Source organism: Streptomyces sp. NPDC001604 (assembly GCF_042893475.1).
Lineage (GTDB): Bacteria > Actinomycetota > Actinomycetes > Streptomycetales > Streptomycetaceae > Streptomyces.
The window spans coordinates 450,766-475,879 of the sequence record NZ_JBIAUY010000003.1 but is presented as its reverse complement, the minus strand read 5'-3'; the positions used below and the strand labels follow the sequence as shown (position 1 = coordinate 475,879).

Below are 25,114 nucleotides of genomic sequence, written 5' to 3'. Positions count from 1 at the left end.
GCGGCGGTCCTCGCAGCGGGGATGGCGAGGGCCCGTCCCACGGGCCGGGGGACGGTGGCGGGTCTCAGGGCCGTGCCTGAGCAGGATCCACCCATGTGAGCCCGTCCTCCGAAGCCACCAGCCCACCGGGCCGCACCGGCGTCTCCTCCTCCAACGGTCCGCCGAACACCCCTCGTTCCTGCAGAACCGCACCCTCCTGGAACACCTCGCGGATGGTGGCGGACTCGAAGAGCGGGTTGCGCAGGCCGTCGGAGTCCGGCAGCCGGCCCACCGCGGTGCCGAGTTCCGAGGAGGCCGTCGTCAGCCGGGCGCCCGCCTCTCCGAGCCCGCCGAAGCTCTCGTCCCCGGAGGCCAGACCGCCCACCAGCTCCACGAACGCCTCCAGTTCCGTCGCGCCCACCTTGGTGACCTTGCGGGCCTTCCAGAAGTAGGAACGCTCGTCCTGATGCATGTCGTAGAAGGAGACCAGGAACTCGTAGAACAGGCGGTACTCGTGCCGGTAGCGGACCTCGAACTCGTCGAACAGGCGTCCTTCGTCCAGCGTCCCGGCCAGGCCGGCGTTGATGGAGCGGGCCGCGAGCAGGGCACCGTACGTGGCGAGGTGCACGCCGGAGGAGAGCACCGGGTCGACGAAGCAGGCCGCGTCCCCGGCCAGCACCATGCCGGGCCGCCACAGCCGGGACTTCCAGTACGACCAGTCCTTGCGGACGCGGACCTGGTCGTAGGGCACCTCGGTGGCCTGTGGAACCCCCTGGAGGAGTTCGCGGACCTCGGGGCAGGAGTCGATCAGCCGGCGCCAGGCCGCGGCCGGGTCCCGCTGTATCCCGGCGGCGTTCTCCCGGCTCACCACCGCCCCCACGCTGGTGAGGTCGTCGCGGAGCGGGATGTACCAGATCCAGCCCTCGTCGAAGGCGGCGCAGAAGATGTTGCCGTCGTTGGGCTTCGGGAGCCGCCTGCCGCCGGCGAAGTAGCCGAACACCGCGATGTTGCGGAAGAAGTCGGAGTACGTCCGGCCGCCGCCGACCTCGGTGTGGATGCGGCTGCCGTTGCCGGACGCGTCCACGACGTACCGGGCCCGGGCCTCGCGGAGCTCGCCGCCGGGGCCGCTCCAGCTGACGCCCCGCACCCGCTCGTCGTCGGCGAGCACGCCTTTGGCGCGGCAGTTCTCCCGTACGTCGACGCCCACCCGGCGGGCGTTGTCCAGCAGGATCGCGTCGAACCGGGACCGCTCCACCTGGTAGGCGAACGAGGTCGGGTCGGCCAGCCGGGGAGACAGGGCGAAGGAGAACTGCCACGGATCCCGGTTGCGGCCCCACCGGAACGTCCCGCCGCGGTTCAGCTTGAAGCCCGCCCGTGCGACCTCGTCCTCGACGCCCAGGATGCGGCACACGCCGTGCACGGTGGACGGCAGCAGCGACTCGCCGATCTGGTAGCGGGGGAACGTCTGCTGTTCCAGGAGCAGGACGCGATGACCGCGCAGGGCGACGGCGGTGGCGGCGGTGGACCCGGCCGGACCACCGCCCACGACGATCACGTCGAACTCCTCAACTGCCCCGTGTTCATCGGCGGGTTGGGCAACGGTCACTGTGCTTCTCCCAGGGAGTCGAGCCATGTGCGGACGGCCGCCACGGTGGTCGGGGCGTGCTCCTGCATGAACGAGAAGTGGTCGCCAGGGACGTCGACCTCGGTGTGCGGCAGCGGCCAGGACGTCCGCCACTCGTCCGGGCCCGCGCTCGCCGCCATCTCCGGCGTGGGCCGGGTCGCCCGCACCAGCAGGGTGGGGGTGTCGACCGGTTCCGGGTCCCAGCCAAGGAACATGCGGGTGTACGCCCCCAGTGCGGCAACGCCTGCGTCCTCGTCCCCGGGGAACTCGGTGCCGCCCAGCCGCGGCGCGATCACGGCGGGCAGCGCCAGCAGCCAGTCCTTGTCGCTGTTGCCGTCGTCGACGAGGTACGTGTCCAGCAGCACCTGCCCGAGAGGAGCGGCTCCCAGCGTTTCGAGCCGCCGGGTCACGGCGTGTGCCACGGCGCCCCCGGTGCTGACGCCGACGACCACGAAGGGCCTGTCGCCCACGTGCCGCAGCACCGACTCGGCGTGGGTGAGGGCCAGGGTCTCCCGGTCGGCCGGCACCGCACCGCCCGCACCGATGCCCGGGTGCGGGAACTCCAGGACGTCCAACTCCCCTCGAAAGCAACCGTGGAAGCGAGCGAACTCCCCGCCCGGCGTGCCGAACGTCGGATGGGTGCCGGTGAAGAACACGAGCACCGGCCCGCCGGCCCCGGCACCGGTGGCGCGCCGCACCGGCGGGATCGCGTGCCGCCGGCTTTCACTCGCGTCGAAGGTCGGAACCGCCCAGGACGCCGTGACCAGCATCTGCATCGCGGCGACCACCTGACCGGCCTCGCAGACCCGCCGGTAGAGCGAGGACAGCGTCTGCGCGGGCCGCGGACCCGCGGTGTCGGGTGCCTTAGCCGGCAGGTCGTCCTCCAGCAGGCCGAGGATGTGCCGGGCCAGCCCCTGAGCCGTCGGGTGCTCGAACACCACGGCGGCCGAAAGCCGCAGCCGCAGCGCCATGCTCAGCCGGTTGCGGACCTGCACCGCCATCAGCGAGTCGAAGCCCAGCTCGGCGAAGGACCTGCCGGCCGGGAGCGCATCGGCGTCCGGGTATCCGAGCACCGCGGCCACATCGGCGCTCATCAACTCCGCGAGTCTGCCCTCCCGTTGCTCGGCGGGAAGCTCGGCCAGCACCTGGCGCCACGCTCCCGGCTCCCACGCCCGCTCAGGACCCGGCCGGGCCTTCTCGGCAGCAGCCGTACGAGGACGCACCAGCCCTTGCAGGAGCGGTGGCAGCGGCCCTCGGACGGAGCGGAGGCCCGCCCGGTCCAGCAGAACGGGCGCCAGCACGGGCCCGGCGTCGCGGAGCGCCGCGTCGAACAGGGCCAGACCCTGAGCCGTGGACAGCGGCCGCAGCACGTCACCTTCCCGCCGCTGTGCCCCGGCCATACCCCCTGCGGCCTCCCACGGCCCCCACGCCAAGGACACGGCCGGCAGGCCGAGCCGGGCGCGGTGACCGGCCAGGGCGTCCAGGAAGGAGTTCGCCGCCGCGTAGTTGCCCTGGCCCGCGCGACCCAGCAGACCGGACACCGAGGAGAACAGGACGAACGCCGACAGCTCCAGATCCCGCGTCAGCTCGTGCAGATGCCAGGCCGCATCCGCCTTCGGCCGCAACACCGCTGCCATCCGCTCGGGGCTCAGCGCGGTCAGCACCCCGTCGTCCAGCACCCCGGCGGCATGCACCACGGCGGTCAGAGCGGGCGCACAGCTGTCGATGACCTCGGCGAGCGCGGCACGGTCGGCCGCGTCGCACGCCACGATCCGTACCTCGGCGCCCAACTTCTCCAACGCGGCGCGCAGTTCTGCGGCGCCGGGCGCCTGCGGGCCCTGGCGCCCGGTGAGCACCAGGTGCCGTACGCCGTACGAGGTGACGAGATGGCGCGCGAGCTCCGCACCCAGAGCGCCGGTACCGCCGGTGATCAGGACGGTGCCGGTCCAGCGGGGGGCATCGGCGGATGCGGTGCCGTGGGCATGGACCAGTCGTGGCACGCGCAACTGATTGGAGCGGATGGAAAGTTGCGGTCGGCCCGTGGCCACGGCCGTCGGCAGGAGCCGTAGCGACTCGGGCTGTCCGTCCACGTCGACGAGCGTGATGCGCCCGGGCACCTCGGACTGGGCCGTGCGCACCAGCCCCCACACCGCGGCACCGGCCAGGTCCGGGTCCGGTGCGGTTGCATTGCGCGTCAGCACCACCAGGCGCGAGCCCGCCGTGCGCGGGTCGTCCTGCCAGTCCTGCAGCGCGCGGAGCACCTCGGCCGTCAGCCTGTGCACGGCGGGCAGCGGGTCGGGCTCCGGCGCCCCGACGGCCGTGACGACGAGGGTGTCAGGTTCGGCTACCGCGGTGTCCACGACGTCCGGGAGCAACGCGCACAGGTCCAGTTCGTCCGGGCCCAGGAGCGCCCAGCGCGTGGTGATGTCCCGTTCGCCGTCGGACGGTTCCAAGGGCGTCCAGTCGGGGCGCCACAAGCCCTGCCGCACCACGTCGAGTTCGGTTGCCGGGACGGGTAGTTCCCGGGTGACGAGGGAATCCACGCGCGCCACCGGGCGGCCCGACGGGTCGGCGAGCGTCACCGAGAGCGCGTCCGCTCCGTTCGGGACGACCCGTACGCGTACCTCCGACGCCCCCACCGCATACAGCCGCACACCGGTCCACGCGAACGGCACCCGGAGGGCCTCCGTCCCGGATCCCGTCAGCAGCGGTGCGTGCAGCGCCGCATCCAGGAGCGCTGGATGGATGCCGTAGCGGTCGGCGGCCGTCAACTCCCCTTCGGGCAGCTGCACTTCCCCGAAGAGGACCTCCCCGCGCCGCCACGCCGACCGTACGCCCCGGAAGGCCGGCCCGTACGCGAGGCCGCCCTCGGCGAGACCGTCGTAGGCGTCTGCGAGGTCGACCTCGACGGCGCCTTGCGGGGGCCATGCCGTGAGTTCCGCGTCCGGCGGCGGAGTCCGCCCGGGGGCGGGGCCGAGCAGACCGGTGGCGTGTCGGGTCCAGGCGGGCTCTTCGTCCACGTCGGGGCGGGCGTAGACGTCGAACGGCCGTCGGCCGGACTCGTCCGGTTCGCCTACGACGAGGTGGACGCGTACTCCGGTGTCCGGGGCGAGGGCGAGCGGGGCCACGACGACGAGTTCGTCGAGGGTGCCGCAGCCGACCTCGTGGCCCGCTTGTAGGGCCAGTTCCACGAAGGCCGTCGCGGGGACGAGGACCGACCCGGCGATCACATGGTCGCTGAGCCATGGGTGCGTGGTTGGAGAAAGCCGTCCCGAGAACACCGTGCGGCCGGTCTCCGGAACGGTGAACGCCGGGCCCAGCAGCGGGTGTTCGTGGGTGTCCGCCACCGGGGTCGGGGTGGGTGGCGCGTCCAGCCAGTAGCGGCGGCGCTGGAAGGCGTACGTCGGCAGGTCCACCCGACGGGCCCCGCTGTCCGCGAAGACCGCGGGCCAGTCGACCTGTGCCCCGTGCACATGGAGGCGGGCCACGGCGGCCAGCAGGGTCTGCGGCTCGTGTTCGCCGCCGCGGGTGGCGGTGATGCACACGGGCCCGTCGTCGTCCCGGCCGGTCAGGGATTCCTCGGCCGCCGCCGTGAGCGCGGGGCCGGGGCCGATCTCCAGGAACGCCGAGACGCCGTGGTCCCCGAGCCAGTGCAGGGCGTCGGCGAACCGCACCGGCCGGCGGGCGTGCCGTACCCAGTACTCCGGGGAACACAGCTCCGCGGCCTCGGCCGGGCGGCCCGTCACCGCAGAGACCACGGGTATCCGCGGTGGCCGGAAGGCCAGTCCCTCGGCGACCTGACGGAAGTCGTCGAGCATCGGCTCCACCAGCGGCGAGTGGAAGGCGTGGGCGACCCTCAGGCGTACGGTCCTGCGGCCGCGTGCCTCGAACCCGGCCGCGACGGCGAGCACCGTCTCCCGTACGCCGGAGATCACCACCGAGCGCGGACCGTTGAGGGAGGCGATCGACACCCGGTCGCCGGCGTTCTCGAGCGCGGCGAGGACCTCTTCCTCCGTCGCGTGCAGGGACATCATCGCGCCGCCGGTGGGCAGGGCCTGCATCAACCGGCCGCGGGCCGCGACAAGTTCGGCCGCGTCGGGCAGCTCCAGTACTCCGGCGGCATGGGCCGCCGCCAGTTCCCCCACGGAGTGCCCGGTCAGGAAGTCGGCGCGCACGCCCCAGGACTCCAGCAGCCGGAACAGTGCCACCTCGAAGGCGAACAGACCGGCCTGAGTGAAGTCCGTGCGGTCGAGCAGGGCGGCCTCGGGCGACCCTCGCTCCGCCGACAGCACCTGGCCCAGCGGCAGTTCGAGACGGCCGTCGAGCTCCCGGCAGACTTCGTCGAAAGCGGCGGCGAACAGGGGGAACGCGGTGCGCAACTCGGCGCCCATCCGGACGCGTTGGGCTCCCTGCCCGGTGAACAGGAAGGCCGTGCGCAGGCCCGGCTCGGCGACGGCCTGCATCGAGCCGCGGCCGTCGCCGCCCTCGGCGAGTGCGGTGAGGGCCGCGAGCATGCGCGCTCGGTCGTCGGCCGGCACCATCGCCCGGTGGGCGAGCGCCGACCGGGACACGGCCAGGGAGAAGGCGACGTCCTCCGCGGAGAGGTCGGGGCGGGACGTCAGGTGGTCGGCGAGTCGGCGGGCCTGGGCCCGCAGGGCCGTCCCGTCGGCGCCGGAGAGCAGCCAGGGCACCGGCGATGCGGGGCTGCATTCATGGGGGGCTTCGCCGCGGGGCGCGACCAGCCACGATGTGTCGGCAGACGATCGACGGCCAGTCGTGGCACCTCCCGCGGACCGCTCAGGCTCCTCCAGGATCACATGCGCATTGGTGCCTCCGATGCCGAAGGCCGACACACCGGCCCGGCGCGGCCCGGCGTCCGTCGCCGGCCACGGGCGGGCCTCGGTCAGCAGCCGCACCCGTCCGGCGGACCAGTCGACGTGCGGTGTGGGTGTCTGCGCGTACAGGGTCCGGGGGAGTTCCTCGTGGTGCAGGGCCTGCACCATCTTGATGACCCCGGCGACTCCGGCGGCCGCCTGTGTGTGACCGAGGTTGGACTTGACCGAGCCGAGCCACAGCGGCGGCCGGTCCTCGGGCCGCCCCTGGCCGTAGGCGGCCAGCAGCGCCCGCGCCTCCAGCGGGTCGCCGAGTGTGGTGCCCGTGCCGTGCGCCTCCACCACGTCCACGTCCTGCGCCCGGAGCCCGGCGTCGGCCAACGCCCGTTCGATCAGCCGTTGTTGGGCCTGGCCGTTGGGGGCCGTCAGCCCGTTGGAGGCGCCGTCGGAGTTGACCGCGGAGCCGCGCAGTACGGCCAGTACCGGGTGGCCGTGGCGGCGGGCGTCGGACAGGCGCTCCAGCAGCACCAGGCCCACGCCCTCGGCCCAGGCGGTGCCGTCCGCCGCGGCCGAGAACGACTTGCAGCGGCCGTCGGGCGCCAGACCGCGCTGGCGGCTGAACGCCGTGAACGGCTTGGGCGTCGCCATCACCGTGACCCCGCCCGCCAGCGCGAGGGAACATTCCCCGGAGCGCAGCGCCCGCGCCGCCCAGTGCAGCGCCACCAGCGAGGAGGAGCACGCGGTGTCGACGGTGATCGAAGGCCCGCGAAGGCCGTAGACGTACGAGATGCGGCCCGAGGCCACGCTGCCGGCCGAGCCCAGGCCCAGATGGGCCTCCAGTTCGTGGGTGGTGAAACGGGCGGAGTAGTCGCCGTGCATCACGCCCACGAACACGCCGGTGTCGCTCTCGCGGATCGTGGCCGGGTCGATGCCCGCCCGCTCCCAGACCTCCCACGAGGTCTCCAGCAGCAGCCGCTGCTGCGGATCCATGGCCAGCGCCTCGCGCGGCGAGATCCCGAACAGTCCCGCGTCGAACTCCGCGGCCCGGTGCAGGAATCCGCCCCGGCGGGTGTACGAGGTGCCGATCCGGTCCGGGTCGGGATCGTAGAGGGCGGCCAGGTCCCAGCCCCGGTCGGTCGGGAAGTCCGAGGTCGCGTCCCTGCCCTCGGACACCAGGCGCCACAGGTCCTCGGGCGATTCGACGTCACCGGGCAGGCGGCAGCCCATGGCGACGATCACCACCGGATCGTCCGTGACCGATTCCGCGGCGGAGGGCTGGCGGATCGCGGGCGCCGGGGTGAAGAGGATGTCGTGCAGGTGCCGGGCCAGCGCGGCCGGTGTGGGACGGTCGAAGACCAGCGTCGAGGGCAGCCGCAGTCCGGTCGCCTCGCCGAGCCGGTCGACGAGCGTGACGGCGCCCACGGAGGTCAGGCCGAGATCGCTGAACGGGCCGTCGGCGTCGAGCCGTTCGTACGGCTCGCCGTCGCAGACCGCGGCCGTCTCGGCGAGCACCGCCTCTCTCAGTGCCCGCTCACGTGCCTCCGGTGGCAGGGACAGCAGCCGCTGCCGCAGGGCTCCCGCGGCAGCCGTGGGGGAGGACGGGGCCGGCCGGGCCGCTCCCGTGACGACCGCGTGGCGGGCGATCTTGCCCGACGCCGTGCGCGGTACGGCCGCGATCTCGCGGATCTCGACGGGCATTTTGTAGGCGGCCAGACGCGTACGGCACGCCGCCAGGATCTCCCGCGCGTCGAACCCTTCCGGTCCCGGGACGACGTAGGCCACCGGAACCTCGCCGAGGACGTCGTGCGGGACGCCCACCACGACCGCGTCCCGCACGCCGGGGCAGCGCAGCAGGGCCTGTTCGATCTCCGTGGGGTGGATGTTCTCCCCACCGCGGATGATCAGCTCGCTGACCCGGCCGGTGAGGGTGAGATGACCGTGTGCGACGCGCCGGCCGAGGTCTCCGGTCCGGTACCAGCCGTCCCGCAGCGCGGCCTCGGTCTCCTTGGGCCGGTTGTGGTAGCCGGTCATCAGGCTCGGGCCGCGCACCCAGATCTCGCCCTCGTCCCCGTCCGCGACATCGTTGCCGGAGTCGGGATCGACGACGCGCACCTCCATGCCCGGCACGGGCGGACCGCAGGAACCGTCGACCCGCGGCGCGTCCGGACGGTTCACCGCGATCATGCCGCAGGTCTCGGTGCTGCCGTAGGCGTCGAGCAGTGGGGCCCCGAGCAGCTCCTCCACCGCCCGGCGCAGGGCGGGTGCGCTCGGGGCGCCCGCCACGATGCAGGTCCGCAGTCCCGGCGGGGCCGGGGAGGGCTGCTCCCTGGCTGAGGCCAGCAGCTGGTGGTAGGTGGCGGGCACCCCGGCCAGGACGGTGTAGGGGCCGCCCAGTTCCTTGCGCGGTGCGCGCAGCTCCCGCAACAGGCCGTCGGGCGGAAGGAGTTCGGCGGTGATCCTGGCGCTCGCGCCGACCGCGGTGACACCCAGGACGGCGAGGGAGTGCCCGAAGCTGTGGAACAGCGGCAGCGGCCACAGCAGCCGGTCCGCGGAGGAGAGCCCGAAGAGCGGGGCGTAACAGGCTGCCGCCGACCACAGGGCGGCCCGCTGCGTGGACAGCACGCCCTTGGGGCGGTGGGTGGTGCCGGAGGTGTAGAGCATCCAGGCGGGTTCGTCGAGGCCGAGATCGTCCCGGGGCTGCCCGGCGGACGAGGGATCGGCGGCGACGGCGTCGAAGAGGACCGTGCCGTCCGGGGCGTCCTCGGGGAGCGGTCCCGGGCCGGTCAGCAGGACGCGTGTACGGCGCTGTCCGGGGACCGTGCGGTGCAGCCGGGCCAGGTGCCCGGGGTCGGTGACGAGGACCGAGGCGCCGCTGTCCTCGAGGAAATGGGCGAGTTCCGCCTCGGAGGACCCGGGGATTGAGCGGTACGCCGACCGCCCCCGCCCTGACGACGGCCAGCACACTCTCCACCGTCTCGACACAGTTGCCCAGGCAGATCGCGACCCGCTCGCCCCGCCGAAGCCCGGTCCGGGCGAGGTACACGGCAAGTCGTCCGGTGCGCTCCTCCAACTCCGCGTAGGTGACGGCGCGTACGTCGTCGGCGAACGCCACACGTGACGGTGCCTCCAACGCGTGCGCCTTCAGCAGTTCCGGCAGCGGCCGGATCAGCCCGTCGTGCGTCATGTTCCTGCCCCTCCGGCGCGTGCTCGGCACGGCAGCCGTCAATCCCCTTGCAGGTCAATGACGTTGAGCCTACGTGGCGGAGGGCCGGGTGATCGAACATTCCGGCGGGGTGGCGCAAAGGAGGAGCCCCTTGCCTCTGCGGCGGGGCTCCTGCCTCACTGCGGGTTGAAGTCCGACGGATCCCAGTCGTGGCTGCTCGACGGCTGCGGTGCCTGGTCCTGCATCTGCTCCGCGGCCACACGGGCTTCGGCCACGACGTCACCGCGCTCACGCAGCAGGCTCTCGTACACCGGTAGGTGATCGTTTCCGCTCGGGTTGGATATCACAGTCTGGTCCTTCTCCGTGGTGAGCTGGTCGGGCGGGCCGGCCGGTCACGGATGCCGTGACCGACCAGCCAATAAATCAGGACAGGCGGACCGAATTGAGGAGAAGGAGAACGCCTTCGGTGTCCATGATGAAAATGTCCTGTGGGCTCAGCACTACGCGGCTGCCACGGCCGTGGCGGTGACCGTGTTGTCGCACTCCGCGAAGACACCGTCGTCCAGGGCGACCTGGTGTGCCCCGGAGCCCGGCAGGCCGACCACCAGCGTCGGGTAGGCGACCGGCGTCGCGCCGGACTTGCAGTAGCCGTCCGCCTCGCCCTGGACCTGGACGAAGGTCAGCTTCACCCAGGCCTTGGCGCCCGGTGCCAGCTTGACCGGAGCGGCGGAGCCGGACGGCGTCACCTTCAGCGGGGCGTTGTGCTCCGGGGAACCGTTGCCCGCGCCGGCCACGGTGGGGTGGCCCTGCACGATGCACGGCTTGGCGGAGACATTGGTGAACTCGACCACCGCCGCTCCGGTTCCGGTGCCCTCCGGGCGGTCGGTGGCCTGGTGCGCCGTCACGTTCAGGGCGGTCGCCGCGCACGTCTTCACGGCGCTTCCCGTGGAACCGGACCCGGATATGGGGGATGCCTTCGCGGTCGGAGCCTTCGAGGTGGGCGCGTGGGAGGGTTCCTGGGTCGTCGTGCCGGGGGTGGTGGTGGGAGCGGACGGCGCGTTGCTCGGCGCCTTCGACGACGTTTCGGCCGCCGCCTTGGAGCCGTCGGCCTGACACGCGGTCACCGACAGGGCGGCCAGAAGGGCGGCGATCGCCGGCGCGGCCTTGCGGATGCCGTTCACGTACTGCATGGAGTCCCCCGAGTTCGGATGGTGCGGGGCCGGTCCTTCGCCGGCGCCCGACCATGGAGACATGACTGCATCACCGGGGGTTTCGCCTGTGGATCAGCTGTGACACGTGTGGATCTTCTGTGACAGCGCGGTGACGAAGGGCGCCGGTCAGGTTGACCGGCGCCCTCTCGCACGGGGTGTCGCGGGTGGTCAGGCGGCCGCGGGCGCCTCCTCCGCGATGCCCACGGTCGCGTCCTTGTCGGCCTTCCCGCGCAGCGCGATCACGCTGAGGAGGCAGCAGGCCAGGGCCGAGAGGCCGCAGATCACATAGCCGATGGCGTACCCGTTGCCGAGGGCTTCCAGCGCGAGGGGGACCGCGCCGCCCGGCGGGGAGGACGGCGGTACGGAGTTGGAGGCGAGCGGGCCGCCCTCCGCCGCCACCTGCCCGGCGGCCGCCTTGACCTCGGCGGGCAGATGGGAGGAGGCCAGCTTCGAGGTGAACTCGTCCGCCGCGCGGCTCAGCGCGATCGCGCCGATGACCGCCGGGCCGAGCGTGAAGCCGAAGTCGCGCAGCAGGCTGGTCGATGCGCTGGCCATGCCCGCGTAGTGGACCTCCACCGTGTTGACGGCCGTCGCCGTGATCGAGGAGACCGTCAGCGCGAAGCCGATGCCGACCAGGCCGATGGGGAGGATGAGAGAGGTCAGGGCACGGTCGTGGACCGACAGGGTGGCGGCGATGAAGTCTCCCGTCGCCATCAGCCCCAGACCGGCGCCCAGTACCCAGCGAGGGCTGACCTTCTCGAGGAGCCGGGAGATCAGCGGCATCAGCAGCAGTGTCCAGGCGTTGAGGAGAATGAACGCGAACGAACCGCGCAGCGGGCTCTGGTGCTGGATCGGGCCGAGCCGGATGCTGGTCGCGTAGGCGGTGCCGAGGTAGCTGAACATGCCGACCACCGCGACGAACGACGCCACCGCGAACGCCCGGTTCCTGAACAGATCGAGCCGGAGCAGCGGGGAGGCGGCCCGGCTCTCGGCCACGACGAACAGGCCGATGAACACCGCGGCGACCACATAGGCGATCACCACCGGCGTCGCGGTCCAGCCGTCCGCCGGGCCCTGGATCACCGCGTAGAGCAGGGCGAACATGCCGATGCCGATGGTGATCTGGCCTGCCAGGTCGAGTGAACGGCCCTCCGGGGCGCTGGAGTTGTGTGCCAGCAGCTGGCTGAGCACGGTGCTGATCAGGGCGAGGCCGGTGACGACGATGAACGCCCAGCGCCAGGAGCCGTAGTTGCCGGTGATGCCGCCCAGGACGGGGGCGACGAAACCGCCGCTGGACAGGGCCGCCGCCCAGATGGTGATGGTGCGGGCACGGTCCTTGGCCGAGTGGGTGCCCGCGGCGATCATCGCGAGCGAGGTCGGGAACAGCGCCGCCGCACCCAGGCCGGCGATGGCCTGGCCCACCCAGAGCATGTGGATGCCGGTGCTGGCGGCGGCCAGCGCCTCGCCGACCACCAGCAGCGCACCGCCGCCGACCAGCAGCCGCTTGCGGCCGAAGAGGTCACCGAGGACGCCGAAGGTCAGCTCCAGTACGGACACGGGCAGCAGGAACGCGTCCGAGATCCAGGTCAGCTGCGAGCCGACGGGATGCAGGTCCTCCTGGAAGAGCCCGTTCAGCGTGGCCGGCATGGCCAGGGCGATCTGTGCCAGACAGACCGCGAAGCAGCCGGCGATCAGGGTGCCGACGGGCAGGCCGCCGGATGGTTGCGAGGCGACGGTGGCGCCGGTTTGAGTGCGCGTTTCGGTGGACACCTGTGCTCCCCTTTGAGCGGCTGGGCGGCTTCGAGCGGTACGGGGACGCCGAGAACGCGATGAATGTAGGGCAGTTTTTCGACGGCGGTCAATACATTGCCCAGTAATGATGGGCATGGGTGTGCCGGCCAGTACCACCGGAGGTCCGGGCGGTGTTAAGGGACGGCCACCCGGATCACGTCGAGAGTCCTCGCGGCCGCCTGACGGGCCGGCTCCTCGCAGCGGCGCGCCAACTCGTGGAACCGCTCCTCCGCGCGGGCGGCAGGCCAGTCCTCGGGCAGGTGCTCGGCGGGCAGATGGGGATCCTGGCGGACCTGGTCCAGCCAGTCGGTGTGCAGCAGCAACTGCCGTACGAGGGCGTCCGCCGGCTCGTCGGCGTCCGTGCTCCAGCGGGCCAGGAACGCCTCGTATCCCTTGGCGACGGACTCCACGTCGAACGCCGTGTGCAGGATCGTCCGGGCGTCGGTCGGGGCGACGGCCGTGGCGCCCTGGAAGACGCGCAGATACGGGTCGAGGTGCAGCCCGGCGACGATCTCGGGCACGTCCACCGTGCCGGGCGCCACCCACAGGCCGTTCTGCAGCGGCCCGAAACCGCTCCACAGCAGCCGGGAACGCAGGTCGTGCCGCTCGCGCCGCCACGCCTCCGGGAGCGAGAAGCCGACCAGGGTCCAGGTGCCGTCCCAGCTGCGGTTGACCGCACCGGTGTGCCAGACCCGGTCGTGGCCGTCCTGCAGCACGCGGGTGGCGCGGGGCGTCGGGCCGAAGTACGTCTTGCGGCCGCGCCGGTGCCGTTCCAGCAGGCCGCGCTTGACCATGCGGGTCAGCGTCGACCGTACGGCGTCCTCGGTGATCCCGGCCTGCCCGAACACGTCGATCAGACTGCTCGCCGACAGGGCGACGTCCCGGCCCAGGGCGTGGATGCCGAAGAAGGTCAGCATCAGCGACTGCGGCCGGGGTGCGCTGCCCGCCTGGTCCGGCGGATCGAAGCTGGTCACCGGGCAAGGGTAGATCCGGTCCTCTCCACCTCGACGGACAGGTCGTTGCCGGCGCAGCCGGTCGTGCTCCGCCGGCGTCCGCCTATCCGATGTCGACCACCCGGGCCCAGGCGGGCGGCGCATCGGGCACATAGTCGGGATCCTCCTCGTCCCAGCCCGCGCCGTGCCGGGGGAACAGACCCACCACCGTCCGGCACGCCGGTCGCGAGTCCGGCCACGGGGTCTGACCGTCGGTCAGCACCACTACGACATCGGGGCACGTGCGCAGCGCCCTGGTGAAGCCCGTGCGCAGATCCGTGCCGCCGCCGCCCAGCAGCGGGATGCCCTCGGCCCGGCACAGCGGGTGCGCGACCCGGGCCGCGGCGTCGCACGGCACCACGGTCACCAGGTCGCGGCGGCCGCCCACGGCACGGGAGATCGCGGCGACCTCCAGGAGCGCGCTGCCCAGTTCGGCGTCACTGACCGACCCGGACGTGTCGATGATCACCGAGACCCGGGGCGGTCTGCGCCGCAGGCTCGGCAGTACGACGCCGGGCAGTGACGCCGAGCGCCGCGCGGGCCGGCCGTAGCTGTAGTCCTCGCCCGCGCCCGACCCGGAGGCCGCCGAACGGACCGCCGCGCCCAGCAACTCCCGCCAGGGCTGCGGCGGATGGAACGCCTTCTCCGCCCACCGCCGCCACCCCTCCGGGGCGTTGCCCGGACGGCCCTTGAGTCCCTGCGCCACCCGGAACCGCACCGCGTCCTGTTCCTGCGCGCTCAGGCCGTGCGCGCCGTCCGGGCCCAGCTCCCACTCCCGTGCCAGCCCGTCGGCGCCGCTGCCGCAGTCCAGCCAGGCCATGCTCTGCGTCCGTGTGCCGAGCGTGAACTGGCACAGGTAGTCCTCCATCAACTGCCCCTCGGACAGCCCCAGGGCAGCCGGCCGCACCGCGCCCAGGGGCGAGACCAACCCGTCGCCGTAGATGTCGTCGTTGATCTCGCAGTCCGCGGCGATGTTCATCCGCAGCCGTTCGCCGGGGCCGGTCAGCCCCCGCTCCCGTGCGACCCGGTCGCTGCGCCCGTGGTGGTCGCGCAGCAGATGCGACACCTCGTGCACCCATACGGCCGCCAGGTCCTCCACCGGCATCCGGTCCACGAACCCGGGTGAGACATAGCAGCGCCAGTGCCGGTCGACGGCCATCGTCGGCACCTGCCGCGACTCGACGGTGTGCAGGGCGAACAGCGCGGTCGCCAGGTACGGGCGGGCCCTGGCGGCCTGCAGCCGGGCCGCGAAGAGCTTGTCGAGGTCCAGTGCCCCGGGTGCGTCGGGGCTCATCGGCCGGCCTTCGCGGTCAGGGCGGTACGGGCCGCCGCCTGGTCCGCGCGCCGGGACACGGACACCGCTCCGGCGAGCTTCTCGATCGAGGCCGGTACGTCCCAGTCCTCGCGGCGCAGCGTGGCGAGCGTGGTCGCGGGCACCACCACCAGGTCCGGCGCTCCGGTCTCCAGGGCGCGGACCAGCAGCGCCCAGGCCGCGTCCCAGCGGGACTTCTCGGGGCGGCCGCGGACCGCCGCCACCACGCCGTCGAGCACGGCCTGGCGCAGATCACCCCGCTCGGGCAGCTCCGCGTGCGCAGGGTCGGCCAGGAGCACCTCGGGGTCCGGCAGGTCCAACCGGTCCAGACTCGCCAGCAGTTCAAGGCCCGGACCGTCGCCCACCGTGCCCCGGACCAGCAGCGAGAGCACGTCGCGTGAGGAGCCGGCCGCGGTCGCGAAGGCGATCAGGCGCAGCGTCATCTCCCAGCTCCGGGGCGACGGCCAGGCGCCGCCCCGCCGCATCTCGTTGCCGGGAAGCCGGTGCACGAGTTTGGGCCGTGCGGTGAGGAACCCGCAGACCGCACGGCGGGCGAAGTCCACCGCCTCCGACAGTCTCTCCGGTGAGAGTCGCGGCAGCGTGGCCCGCGGCCAGGTCCCACCGAGGCCGCGCACGACGACCTCGTGGTCGTGGGTCCACTGCAGGTGTACGAAACGGTTGGCCAGCGGCGGGCTCAGCTCCCAGCCGTCGGCCGCCGAGGAGCGCGGATTGGCTGCGGCTACGATCCGCACCCCGGGCGGCAGTCGGAGGGCGCCGATCCGCCGTTCCAGCACCAGGCGCAGCAGCGCGGCCTGCACCGCGGGCGGCGCGGTGGACAACTCGTCCAGGAACAGCAGCCCCCGCCCGGCCCGCACCAGGCGCACCGCCCAGTCCGGCGGGGCCATCGGGACCCCCTGCTCCGCGGGATCGTCCCCGACGACGGGCAGCCCGGAGAAGTCGGACGGCTCGTGCACGCTGGCGATCACCGTGGTCAGCGGCAGGTCGAGGGCCTCGGCGAGCTGGGTGAGGGCCGCGGTCTTGCCGATCCCCGGCTCACCCCACAGCAGCACGGGCAGATCGGCGGCCACGGCCAGCGTCAGGGCCTCGAGCTGCATGTCGGGACGGGGTTCGGTGGTGGCGTTGCGCAGCAGGGTCAACAGCTCGTCGGCGACGCCGAGTTGGGAGCCGGAGGGGGTGACGGTGGCGGCGAACAGAGTGTGTGCAGGCATGTGTGTGGTCACCTTTTCGTCGGGGTGAGCCGAGTGAGACGGGTGTACGAGGGGTGAGGTCAGCGGAAATTCGCGTGGCGCGGGTGGGAGCGGTGGCGAGGGGTGCGGCAGAGGTCCCCGGGGCGATGGCGGGCAGGCCCGCGGGCGGGTCCGGTCAGCCCCTCCCTGAACAGGCCGTAGGTGATCCGCCGCTCCGCGGCCGCCTCCAGCTCGTCCCGCAACGGGCCGTCGCGCAGCACCGCGTCGGGACCGAGCAGGCCCTCCACGACGGCCAGTGCACCGGAGATGTCGCCGTGGTCGAGGCGCTCGCGCACGCCCGTGAGGCACTCCGGACGACGGTGCGCCTCGTCGATCGCCTGAAGGCAGGGCAGCGGAGTTCCGGTCAGCGCGACCAGCAGCTCCTCCCGCCGGATCTCGGCCGGGTCATGGTCCAGCGGGGCCAGCACCCCGTCCACCAGACCGATCCGGTGCCGAACTCCACGGCACTCCACGAGACGCGGCTGCCCTGCCGGTTCCGGAGCAGGGGGCGGCCCGGCCGGCGAGTAGTCCGGTACGAGGGCGGTGGCGACCAGCGGGTGCAGTCGCTCGGGCGTGATCGCACCGGTGCACAGCAACTCCACGTCGGGCGGGACCCAGGTCGCCGCATCGGGCAGCACCGGCAGCGCGGAGCTGTCGCCGTACCCGGACGCATCGGCGAGTCGTACCGAGGGCGGCCCGGTCTCATCGCTGCCCGCGGTCAGGTCCAGGACCAGGCGGTGCCTGCCCCCGAGCCGCACGAGCACGCAACCACCTGACCCGCGCCGGCCTTCTGTGCCGAGCAGTATCCCCGCCTCGGCCGCCCACCGGTCGACGGCGCAGCGCCGACCGTCCGGCACCGGCGCGGGCGACTCCCATTGCGCCGCAAGGCGGTTGTCGTTGCTCGGCCGATCGACCCCGGACCGCGTCCGCAGCTCTTCGGCTCTGCTCGCGTCCCACAGATGTCGATGCAGGTCGAGACGGAAGCGCCGGCTGGGACGGGGGTGCGGATGACGCCGGGCGGCGGCCTCCACGTGGGATCCGAGCCACAGTGCGAGGCTGATCCGCTGCCCGGCATCCGCCCAGGCCGGCGGAGTCCGCACCACCAGGTGCACCGGACCTGGCCCGTCCCGCCCGGCAGCGTCGTACCGGGCCAGAGCGATGGTCAGTCCCGGGCGCAGCAACCCGTCGGGAGCGATCCTCGGCATGTGCCAGCGCAGCAGGTCGGGAGCCAGCCGGCGCAGATCGGCCCGTACTCGGGCCGCGAGCTCCCGGCCGTGGCTGCGCGCCACGGAACGCAGGTTGAGATCGACGTCGAGGCCTGCGGCGGCACACGCTCCCGCCCAGTCGCCGACACGGCGGCGGGCGGTCGCAGTCTCGATCATGGAGGGCGGCACGGCGAACTCGCGCACGCGCTGCCAGAAGGAAAGGCGGGGATCCCCGTTCGCAGTCTCGGTGAGCATCAGCACTCACCTGGCGCGGACGGGACCCCCAATCTGTCAACAGAATGAGTCGTCATCGCGAGGGATCCTAGCCTTCCCCGTCTCGCTCGGCCAGGGGTTTTCCGATCAGCGAGTCCAGGACGATGTCTCCGCGCGCTGCCGTCCCGCCTGGACGGCAGCCCGCCCGGCCTCACGCCCCACTCGATCACCGATCCGGGCCGTCTGTGCTTGGCCCTGGAGAAGATCCGGGTGCCCGACCTCGCCTACGAGGAGCAGGGAGGCCCCCCGGGCGTGTCCCGCGTCCTGCGCGCAGGTGGCCGACACGGCCTGTTGCCACGCCCGCCCGCGATCGCGGAGGATCTCTTGGCCAGGCCCGGCACTCGACAGGAGCTCTCGTGACGTACGACATCACCGCCATCCGCTCCCAGTTCCCGGCCCTCGCGGCCGGAACGGCGCACTTCGACGGCCCCGGCGGCACCCAGACCCCGCGACCCGTCATCCAGGCCATCGCGGACGCCCTGTCCAACCCCCTGTCGAACCGGGGCCAGGTGGCGCCGGGGGAGCGCAACGCCGACACCATCGTCACCGGGGCCCGCCGGGCCATGGCCGACCTGCTCGGAGCGGATCCGTCGGGGATCGTCTTCGGCCGCAGCGCCACCCAGCTCACCTACGAGTTCTCCCGCACCCTCGCCAAGACCTGGCGGCCCGGGGACGAGGTCGTCGTCACCCGCCTCGACCACGACGCCAACATCCGCCCCTGGGTCCAGGCCGCAGCGGCGGCCGGCGCCACCGTACGCTGGGCCGACTTCGACCCCGCCACCGGGGAGTTGACCCTCGACGACATCCGCGCCGTCCTCACCGGACGCACCCGGCTGGTCGCCGTCACCGCCGCCTCCAACCTGATCGGCACCCGTCCCGCGATCGCCGGGATCTCCCGCCTGGCGCACGAGGTGGGGGCGCTCAGCTACGTCGACGGCGTCCACTATGCCGCCCACACGCTGGTCGACCTGGAGGCGCTCGGCGCGGACTTCTTCGTCTGCTCCCCGTACAAGTTCCTGGGCCCGCACCACGGAGTCCTCGCCGCCCGGCCGGAGCTGCTGGAGACCCTGCGGCCGGACAAGCTCCTGCCCTCCACCGACGCGGTCCCCGAGCGCTTCGAACTGGGCACGCTGCCCTATGAGTTCCTCGCGGGCACCACCGCCGCGGTCGACTTCCTCACCCGCCTCGACCCGAGCGCCACGGGAACCCGCCGACAGCGCCTGACCGCCGCGTTCGCGGCGCTCGAAGCACACGAACACAGCCTGCGCACCCAGATCGACAAGGGACTGCCCTCGCTCGACGGCATCACGGTCCACTCCCGGGCGGCCGACCGCACGCCCACCCTGCTGCTGACGTTCGAGGGCCGCTCCACCACGGACGCCTACCGCTTCCTCGCCGAGCGCGGCGTCCACGCCCCCTCGGGATCCTTCTACGCCATCGAGGCCTCCCGCCGGCTCGGCCTCGGCGACACCGGCGGCCTCCGCATGGGCCTCGCGCCCTACAACAGCGCGGAGGAAGTCGACCGGCTGCTGGGCGGGCTGTCCGAGTTCCTCAGCCTCTGAGCAGCGGCCGGACGCCCGAAGGTGCCGCCCGGGCCGTGTGCTGACCACGGCCGTGTTGCACGAGGCGGTCCTCCGGACCGTGGATCTGCCGGCGGGCGACCGCGCGGCGGACCACCGCGGAGCGCAGTTCCCTTGGGTGTATGTTTGAAGAATCAAACGTATTGGTCGGTTGTTCGTTCCAGGATCGAGGCCGGTTCTCATGCACGTCGTCATCAGCGGTTCCTCAGGATTGATCGGCGGTGCACTCGCCGTGTCGCTGCTGGCCGACGGTCACCGTGTGACCCGGCTGGTCCGGCGCGAGCCGCAGGCCCGGGCCGACGGAAGCGTCGAGGCACGGTGGGACCCCCGGGCGGAGACGGTGGGCGTCGATCCGGCGGTGCTCGACGGCGCGGACGCGGTGGTCGGGCTGGCCGGGGCCGGAGTCGGCGACCGCCGGTGGACCGCCGCGTACAAGAACGAGATCCGCGAGAGCCGGGTGCGCGGCACCGGCGCCCTCGCTGAGGCGATCCGTGGCTGCGAGAAGCCGCCGCAGGTGTTCGTGTCGGGGTCCGCCGTCGGCTACTACGGCGAGACCGGGCAGGCCGTCGTCGACGAGTCCGGCAGGCCGGGCCGGGACTTCCTGGCCGGCGTGTGCCAGGAGTGGGAAGCCGCCGCGGACGGCGCCCGGGCGGCCGGGACACGGGTGGTCACCACGCGCTTCGGGATCGTCGTGTCGGGCGCGGGCGGGGCGATGGGCCGTCTGCTGCCGCTCGCCCGGGCGGGGCTCGGCGGGCGGCTGGGCGACGGCCGCCAGTACTGGAGCTACATCTCCCTGCCCGACGCGGTCCGCGCCCTGCGCCACCTCATCGACACCGAATCGGTCAGCGGGCCGGTCAACATGACCACCCCGCACCCCGCGACCAACCGGGACATCACCGCCGCCATCGGCCGGGCCCTGCACCGGCCCACGGTGCTGCCCGTGCCGGCCTTCGCTCTGCGGCTGGTGCTCGGGGAGTTCGCCGACGGCATCCTGATGAGCCAGCGCGTGGTGCCCGGGTGCCTCCTCGACTCGGGCTTCACCTTCGAGCACCCGACCTTCGAGGCCGCCCTGGGCTCAGCGGTCCACTGACGGTGCTTTCAGGCGCCCGCCGCCCGACGACGGCCCAGGACGGGCTCCGCCAGCACTCTCGCCGTACGGCAGAGGGTCTGGCCGTGCCGGGCGAAGAGTTCGTCGCGCGAGTCGAAGTGCCCCAGGTCGGCCAGAACGTGGGCCGAGAGATCGCACGAGGCGCCGTCGGCCGGGCAGAGCGTCACCCCGTCCCAGTCGATCGCCGTCCTGGACAGCGCCTCGAACAGCGTCTCCGCACCGGCGTTGGTGAAGCCACCACCCCGGCCGTCGCTCAACTCGTCAAGGCTGCCGAAGAGTTCCGAGACCGTCAGCCAGGGAGCGGTGGCATGGACGGTCGGCGCCCCTACACCGAGGCGGAATTCCGGCCATGCCAGGAGAACCTGGTCCGGGACGAGCCGGCGCAGCCGCGGGAAGCGCGGATACCAGAAAGCCCCGTCGACCAGCAGCCCCCGCACCCGCGTGGCCACCCCGGACGCCCGCGCCACCGCCTCCAGCACGGCCAGCCGCTGGCTGCACGAACCACGGCCACGGCGCAGCACCTCGGACACGGGTCGCTCGTCCTGCACCGAGTACACCGGCCGCACCGCCGCGGCAATGACCCGGTGGGCCCGGCGCAGATCCGCTGTCCGGCGGTCGGGCGCCGCGACCGTCCCCGCGTCCGCCGCCGTGGCGACCTGCCGAAGCAGGGCAGTGACCTGCGGGTGCTGCCAGTCGAGGATCCGCGTAGGGGCAGTGCTCCCCGCCGCCACCCCGGCCGTCGTACCGGCGCGAGAACGGCCTCGTGGCGTGAGAAGCGAGCTCGTCATGACCGTGGTCCTCTCTCCGGCACCCGATGGCCACACGTATCATCGCCGATGAATTGAACATGTTCAACTCTGCTGCGGTCGCCGGAAAATGCGTGGCCGTGTCCCGCGCCGGCCTCTAACCTCTCCGCTCGTGGACGACAACGGGCGGGAAGCAGCGACGGCGGCGAGTGAAAGGGTGCCCTGCCGACGGGGGAGCAAGATCGCCCTCGCCCCTCTGGAGGTCGACGACGCCGAGGTGCTGCAGCGGTGGCGGTCCGACCCGGTCGCCGCGCACGAGATCGGCGTCTGGCCCCGGTCCCTGTCCTGGCTCCGCGAGCGGGTGGAGCGTGACCTCGACGACTCGGACCGCGACGACTTCCTCGTGCTGCTCCCCGACGGCACGCCGATCGGTTGCACGGCGCTCATCGATCAGGACCTGGCCGACGGTACGGCGGAGCTCGTCATGCTGCTCGCTCCCGAACACCGCGGGCAGGGACACGGCACCGACGCCCTCGACACCATGGTCGACCTGGCCTTCGGTGAACTGCCCCTGCACCGCCTGCAGGCAGTCACCCACACCGAGAACACCGCCGCCCTCAAGGTCCTGGCCAAGTCCGGGTTCGTCAGGGAAGGCGTGCGCCGCTCGGCCTGTCTGCACCGGGGGCGCCGCCACGACGTTGCGGTGCTGTCGCTGCTGCGCCCCGAGTGGGAGACGCTGTGGCGCCCGCGGACATGGGATCTGTGAGGACCCGTCAGCCCAGGTAGGCGGGGGCCACGGCCGAGGTCATCAGGCGGCGGGCCCTGCCGGTGCCGTCGGAGGGGACGGTCCACAGATCGGAGCCGTAGTCGCCGGGGAGGGCGTAGACGAGGGTGGAGTCGTCCGCCCAAAGGGCCTGGTCGTCGATGTTGCGCTGCTCGGCGGTCGCGGTCTCCTTCATGGAGCGCAGGTTCAGGACGTACAGCCGCCAAGGGGCGTCGGGAGAGGCTCCCGTGACGCGTTTCTTGTACGCGATGCGGGTGCCGTCGGGGGAGAGGGAGGGGCATTCGACGTTGCGGTGCAGGGTGGTGAGGGTGCGTGCCGCGACGTCTCCTCGGACGAGGTAGGTCTTGCCGCCGGTCGCCAGCGTGGCGTAGAAGCGGTCGTCGTCGGCGAAGGTGACGCCCCAGATGTTGGTGTCGGCGGCTCGGTAGCTCCGGCCGTCCTTGATGATGCGGAAGGTCTCCAGGTTGTCGTCGATCTTCCAGGTGCGGGTGTCGACGATGGCCGTGCGGGTGGAGAAGTTCGTACCGGCGTAGGAGTCTCCGCTGACGAAGACCGTCCAGGCCGCCATGTGGCCGGACGGCGAGACACGGGCCCGGGTGGGGATGCCCGCGGCCGCGAAGCGGTGCCGCTCGCGCAGGTGCGCGTCGAGGACGACCGCCCGGTAGGTGTCCCTGAGCGTGCCGTGCACGGCCTGCAGGCAGATGCCGGTTCCGGCCGCCGCGTGGAAGCGCAGGCACTTGACGCCCGAGGCGGTGCGCGGCCCCTGCGGATCGTCGGCGGGCACGGTCGCGATCTCGTCGCGGTGCGGGCCCCAGGCCAGGTTGCGCACCAGCAGCCGGCGTCCGGACGTCGGCCGGAGCGAGACGGTACCGGCCAGCACGGTCGGGCCGTTCGCCTGCTGCTCGTCGCGCATGCCCGAGCGGTGGGCGGCGTACAGCACCGCCCCGGTGCCGACGCCACCGAGCAGCAGGACGGCGGCCAGCAGGATCACCAGACGGGTGGTTCGGGTCATGCGGACACCTCCGCGAGGGACACGTCGGCGGTGGGGCGGAGCACGAAGAAGGCCACGACGGCGCTGACGGCCAGCGCGGCGGCGGTGACGGCCAGCGCGGTGCGACCGCCCCACAGGCTCCAGGCCGCGCCGAAGGCGAGCGAGCAGGTGAACCGGGCCAGCGCCTGGCCGGTGCCCACCAGCGCCTGCCCGGCGCCCTGGTGCTGTGCGGGCACGGCACCGGCGGTGGCGGCTGCGAGGACCCCGTCGGTGGCCGCGTAGAAGGTGCCGTGCAGGACGAGGACGGCGACCACGGCGGGAATGCCGTGCCAGGGGGAGAGCACCAGGCCGTAGCCGAGCAGCAGAACGCCGTGACCGGCCAGGAACAGCCGGCGGCGGTCGAGGCGGTCGGCGAGCGCGCCGAGCGGGACGGCGAGCAGCAGGAAGACGGCGGCGGTGCCCAGGGGCAGCAGCGGGAACAGGTCGGCGGACAGGTCGCCCGCGCGCTGCAGCAGCAGATACAGGAAGGAGTCGCTGACGGTGGTGAGACCCAGCAGGGCCGCGCAGAAGGTGAGCCGGCGCAGCTCCGGGCGGCGCAGCAGGCCGAGTGAATCGCGCAGGGCGGGGCGAGCGGCCTCGGGCGGAACTGCGGCACCGGCGGGTGTGATGCGGCCGGGCACGAAGAGCACCAGCACCAGCACCCCGAGCGCGGCGACACAGCCGCTGACGGTGAAGACCGCGTCGTAGCCGTCGACGGTGGCCCGCAGCACGGCGAAGGCGACCAGCGGGCCGAGCAGTGCGCCGGTGGTGTCCATGGCGCGGTGCACCCCGAACGCCCGTCCCCGGTGCTCGGGTTCGGTGGCCAGCGAGATCATCGCGTCCCGTGGGGCGGTGCGCAGTCCCTTGCCGGTGCGGTCGGCCGCGAGCACGGCGCCGATGACGGGGAGGGTGTGGGCGAGCAGCAGCAGCGGCTTGCACAGCGCCGACAGACCGTAGCCGAGGCCCGCCACGACCTTGTGCCGGCGGCCGCCGCGGTCGGCGAGATGACCGCCGGCCAGCCGGACCAGCGCCCCCACGCCGTTGTTGATGCCGTCGAGGAGACCGAAGCCGAGCGGGGACAGGCCGAGGCCGGCGACCACGTAGAGGGGCAGCACGGCGGTGACCATCTCCGAGGAGACGTCGGTGATGAGGCTGACCGCACCCAGGGCCAGCACCGTGCCCGGCACAGCGGCCGGCCGCCGCCCCGGACGGGTGTCCTGGGCGACGGCGGCCTTGGTGCTGCGGGAGTCCGCGAGGTACACGGGCGTCAGTTCCAGATGCCGGTGATGTCGGACGCCGACGCGGCGTTGCCCGCGTGGCTGCTCAGACCGGCCAGGTCCTCCACCGTGCGCAGGACGTTGTAGTGGTTGTACGTGGTCGAGCTGGAGCTGCCGGGCGCCACGTGCTGGCCGTAGAGGACGGTCGGGATGCGGTTGCCGGAGAGCTTGTTGTCCTCGTCGAAGGTGACGGCGAGGATGCTGTTGTGCGTCTGGGCCCAAGTGGCGTACGCGCCCAGGTTGTTCTTGATCCAGGTGTCGCCCGTGGAGACCGAGCAGTCGTGCATGTCGCTGCACAGGTTCGGCACGACGAAGGAGACCTTCGGCAGGGTCGTGTAGTCGGTCGGGAACTGCGCGAAGGTCATCGCGGTGTTCGTCGGCACGTTGGAGAAGCCGAACCACGGGTTGTGCTTCTGCGCGTAGTTGCCGCTGCTGCAGGTCGTCGAACCCTGGCTGGGCAGCGACTCGTTGTAGCTCTTCCAGGTCTTGCCCTCGGCGATCAGCTCGGAGGCGAGGTTCGGCGCGGAGATGGACCCGACGCTCACACAACTGTCGTCGGTGCGGCCCTGGTTGGAGCCGGAGAAGAGCATGTAGTAGTTCGGCTCACTGGGGTGGGTGAGGCCGTAGGACTGGGTGAGGTTGGCGCCACCCGCCTTGAGGGTGTTGTTGATGTACGGGGCGCTGGAGCTTCCGATCACCTGCGAGTAGGCGTGGTTCTCCATCACCACGACCACCACGTGGTCGGGTGTGGGGAGGGCGGCGGCCTGAGCAGCTGAGGTCGTGGCGGCCCACACACCGATCGAGGTGGCGGTGAGGGCGACGGCCCCGGCGAGTGCGGTGAGGGGGTGTCTGGTGCGCTTGGAAGCCTTTACGGCGGTCATGACTGTCCTCCGGACAGAAGTGACGGGCACGTGCGGGGGGAGGCGGCGCCGCAACCATAGGAGCCTCAGGCCGGTACTG

General features: G+C 72.7%; 15 protein-coding genes and 1 pseudogene. 3 read left to right on the top strand and 13 right to left on the bottom strand.

Annotated features, from left to right (window positions below):
• Window positions 1–64 precede the first annotated feature (64 nt).
• The 9 genes and pseudogenes from ACFY1E_RS11625 to ACFY1E_RS11585 all read right to left on the bottom strand — a co-directional run bounded on the left by ACFY1E_RS11625 (window position 65) and on the right by ACFY1E_RS11585 (window position 17,611).
• Entirely contained in the window at window positions 65–1,585 is a 1,521-nt protein-coding gene (locus ACFY1E_RS11625; RefSeq protein ID WP_389074235.1) for a tryptophan 7-halogenase, read from the bottom strand.
• Window positions 1,582–9,619: pseudogene (locus ACFY1E_RS11620) on the bottom strand (SDR family NAD(P)-dependent oxidoreductase). Before ACFY1E_RS11620 ends, ACFY1E_RS11625 begins: the two are co-directional and overlap by 4 nt.
• Before the next feature lie 155 nt (window positions 9,620–9,774).
• Window positions 9,775–9,945, bottom strand: a complete 171-nt coding sequence (locus ACFY1E_RS11615) for a hypothetical protein (protein ID WP_389074232.1) — start codon at window positions 9,943–9,945, stop codon at window positions 9,775–9,777.
• A 153-nt stretch (window positions 9,946–10,098) separates the two neighbouring features.
• Window positions 10,099–10,788: a DUF4232 domain-containing protein gene (locus tag ACFY1E_RS11610; RefSeq protein WP_389074230.1), complete on the bottom strand. Its 690-nt coding sequence runs from the start codon at window positions 10,786–10,788 to the stop codon at window positions 10,099–10,101.
• 189 nt (window positions 10,789–10,977) lie between these two features.
• A complete protein-coding gene (locus ACFY1E_RS11605; protein ID WP_389074227.1) occupies window positions 10,978–12,579 on the bottom strand; it encodes an MFS transporter in 1,602 nt (533 codons plus the stop codon).
• Between the two features lie 155 nt (window positions 12,580–12,734).
• Window positions 12,735–13,574 (bottom strand): PaaX family transcriptional regulator C-terminal domain-containing protein, encoded by an 840-nt coding sequence (locus tag ACFY1E_RS11600; protein ID WP_389074224.1) that lies wholly within the window; start codon window positions 13,572–13,574, stop codon window positions 12,735–12,737.
• 82 nt (window positions 13,575–13,656) lie between these two features.
• Window positions 13,657–14,886: a VWA-like domain-containing protein gene (locus ACFY1E_RS11595; protein WP_389074222.1), complete on the bottom strand. Its 1,230-nt coding sequence runs from the start codon at window positions 14,884–14,886 to the stop codon at window positions 13,657–13,659.
• Complete coding sequence (locus tag ACFY1E_RS11590; protein ID WP_389074219.1) at window positions 14,883–16,133, bottom strand: AAA family ATPase; 1,251 nt, start codon at window positions 16,131–16,133, stop codon at window positions 14,883–14,885. Before ACFY1E_RS11590 ends, ACFY1E_RS11595 begins: the two co-directional genes overlap by 4 nt.
• 59 nt (window positions 16,134–16,192) lie before the next feature.
• Entirely contained in the window at window positions 16,193–17,611 is a 1,419-nt protein-coding gene (locus tag ACFY1E_RS11585; protein WP_389074217.1) for a hypothetical protein, read from the bottom strand.
• A gap of 374 nt (window positions 17,612–17,985) precedes the next feature.
• Here ACFY1E_RS11585 and ACFY1E_RS11580 point away from each other — a divergent pair, with 374 nt between their 5' ends.
• Together ACFY1E_RS11580 and ACFY1E_RS11575 are read left to right on the top strand one after the other, a co-directional pair.
• Window positions 17,986–19,191 carry a cysteine desulfurase-like protein gene (locus ACFY1E_RS11580; protein WP_389074214.1) on the top strand — a complete coding sequence of 402 codons (1,206 nt, stop codon included), beginning with the start codon at window positions 17,986–17,988 and terminating at the stop codon, window positions 19,189–19,191.
• A 199-nt stretch (window positions 19,192–19,390) separates the two neighbouring features.
• Window positions 19,391–20,299, top strand: a complete 909-nt coding sequence (locus tag ACFY1E_RS11575) for a TIGR01777 family oxidoreductase (RefSeq protein WP_389074211.1) — start codon at window positions 19,391–19,393, stop codon at window positions 20,297–20,299.
• Between the two features lie 8 nt (window positions 20,300–20,307).
• Here the strand turns inward: ACFY1E_RS11575 and ACFY1E_RS11570 are convergent, their stop codons facing one another.
• Window positions 20,308–21,105, bottom strand: coding sequence for a transglutaminase domain-containing protein (locus ACFY1E_RS11570; protein ID WP_389074209.1), 798 nt, complete (start codon window positions 21,103–21,105; stop codon window positions 20,308–20,310).
• Between the two features lie 130 nt (window positions 21,106–21,235).
• Here ACFY1E_RS11570 and ACFY1E_RS11565 point away from each other — a divergent pair, with 130 nt between their 5' ends.
• The gene (locus tag ACFY1E_RS11565) at window positions 21,236–21,829 is read left to right on the top strand and encodes a GNAT family N-acetyltransferase (protein ID WP_389074207.1); all 594 of its coding nucleotides are present in this window, start codon (window positions 21,236–21,238) and stop codon (window positions 21,827–21,829) included.
• Between the two features lie 7 nt (window positions 21,830–21,836).
• Here ACFY1E_RS11565 and ACFY1E_RS11560 read toward each other — a convergent pair whose 3' ends face one another.
• The 3 genes from ACFY1E_RS11560 to ACFY1E_RS11550 are packed head-to-tail and all read right to left on the bottom strand — an operon-like array spanning window position 21,837 to window position 25,035.
• Window positions 21,837–22,859, bottom strand: coding sequence for a TolB family protein (locus ACFY1E_RS11560; protein WP_389074205.1), 1,023 nt, complete (start codon window positions 22,857–22,859; stop codon window positions 21,837–21,839).
• Entirely contained in the window at window positions 22,856–24,139 is a 1,284-nt protein-coding gene (locus ACFY1E_RS11555) for an MFS transporter (RefSeq protein ID WP_389074202.1), read from the bottom strand. Before ACFY1E_RS11555 ends, ACFY1E_RS11560 begins: the two co-directional genes overlap by 4 nt.
• Window positions 24,140–24,144: 5 nt before the next feature.
• The gene (locus tag ACFY1E_RS11550) at window positions 24,145–25,035 is read right to left on the bottom strand and encodes an alkaline phosphatase family protein (protein ID WP_389074200.1); all 891 of its coding nucleotides are present in this window, start codon (window positions 25,033–25,035) and stop codon (window positions 24,145–24,147) included.
• Window positions 25,036–25,114 lie beyond the last annotated feature (79 nt).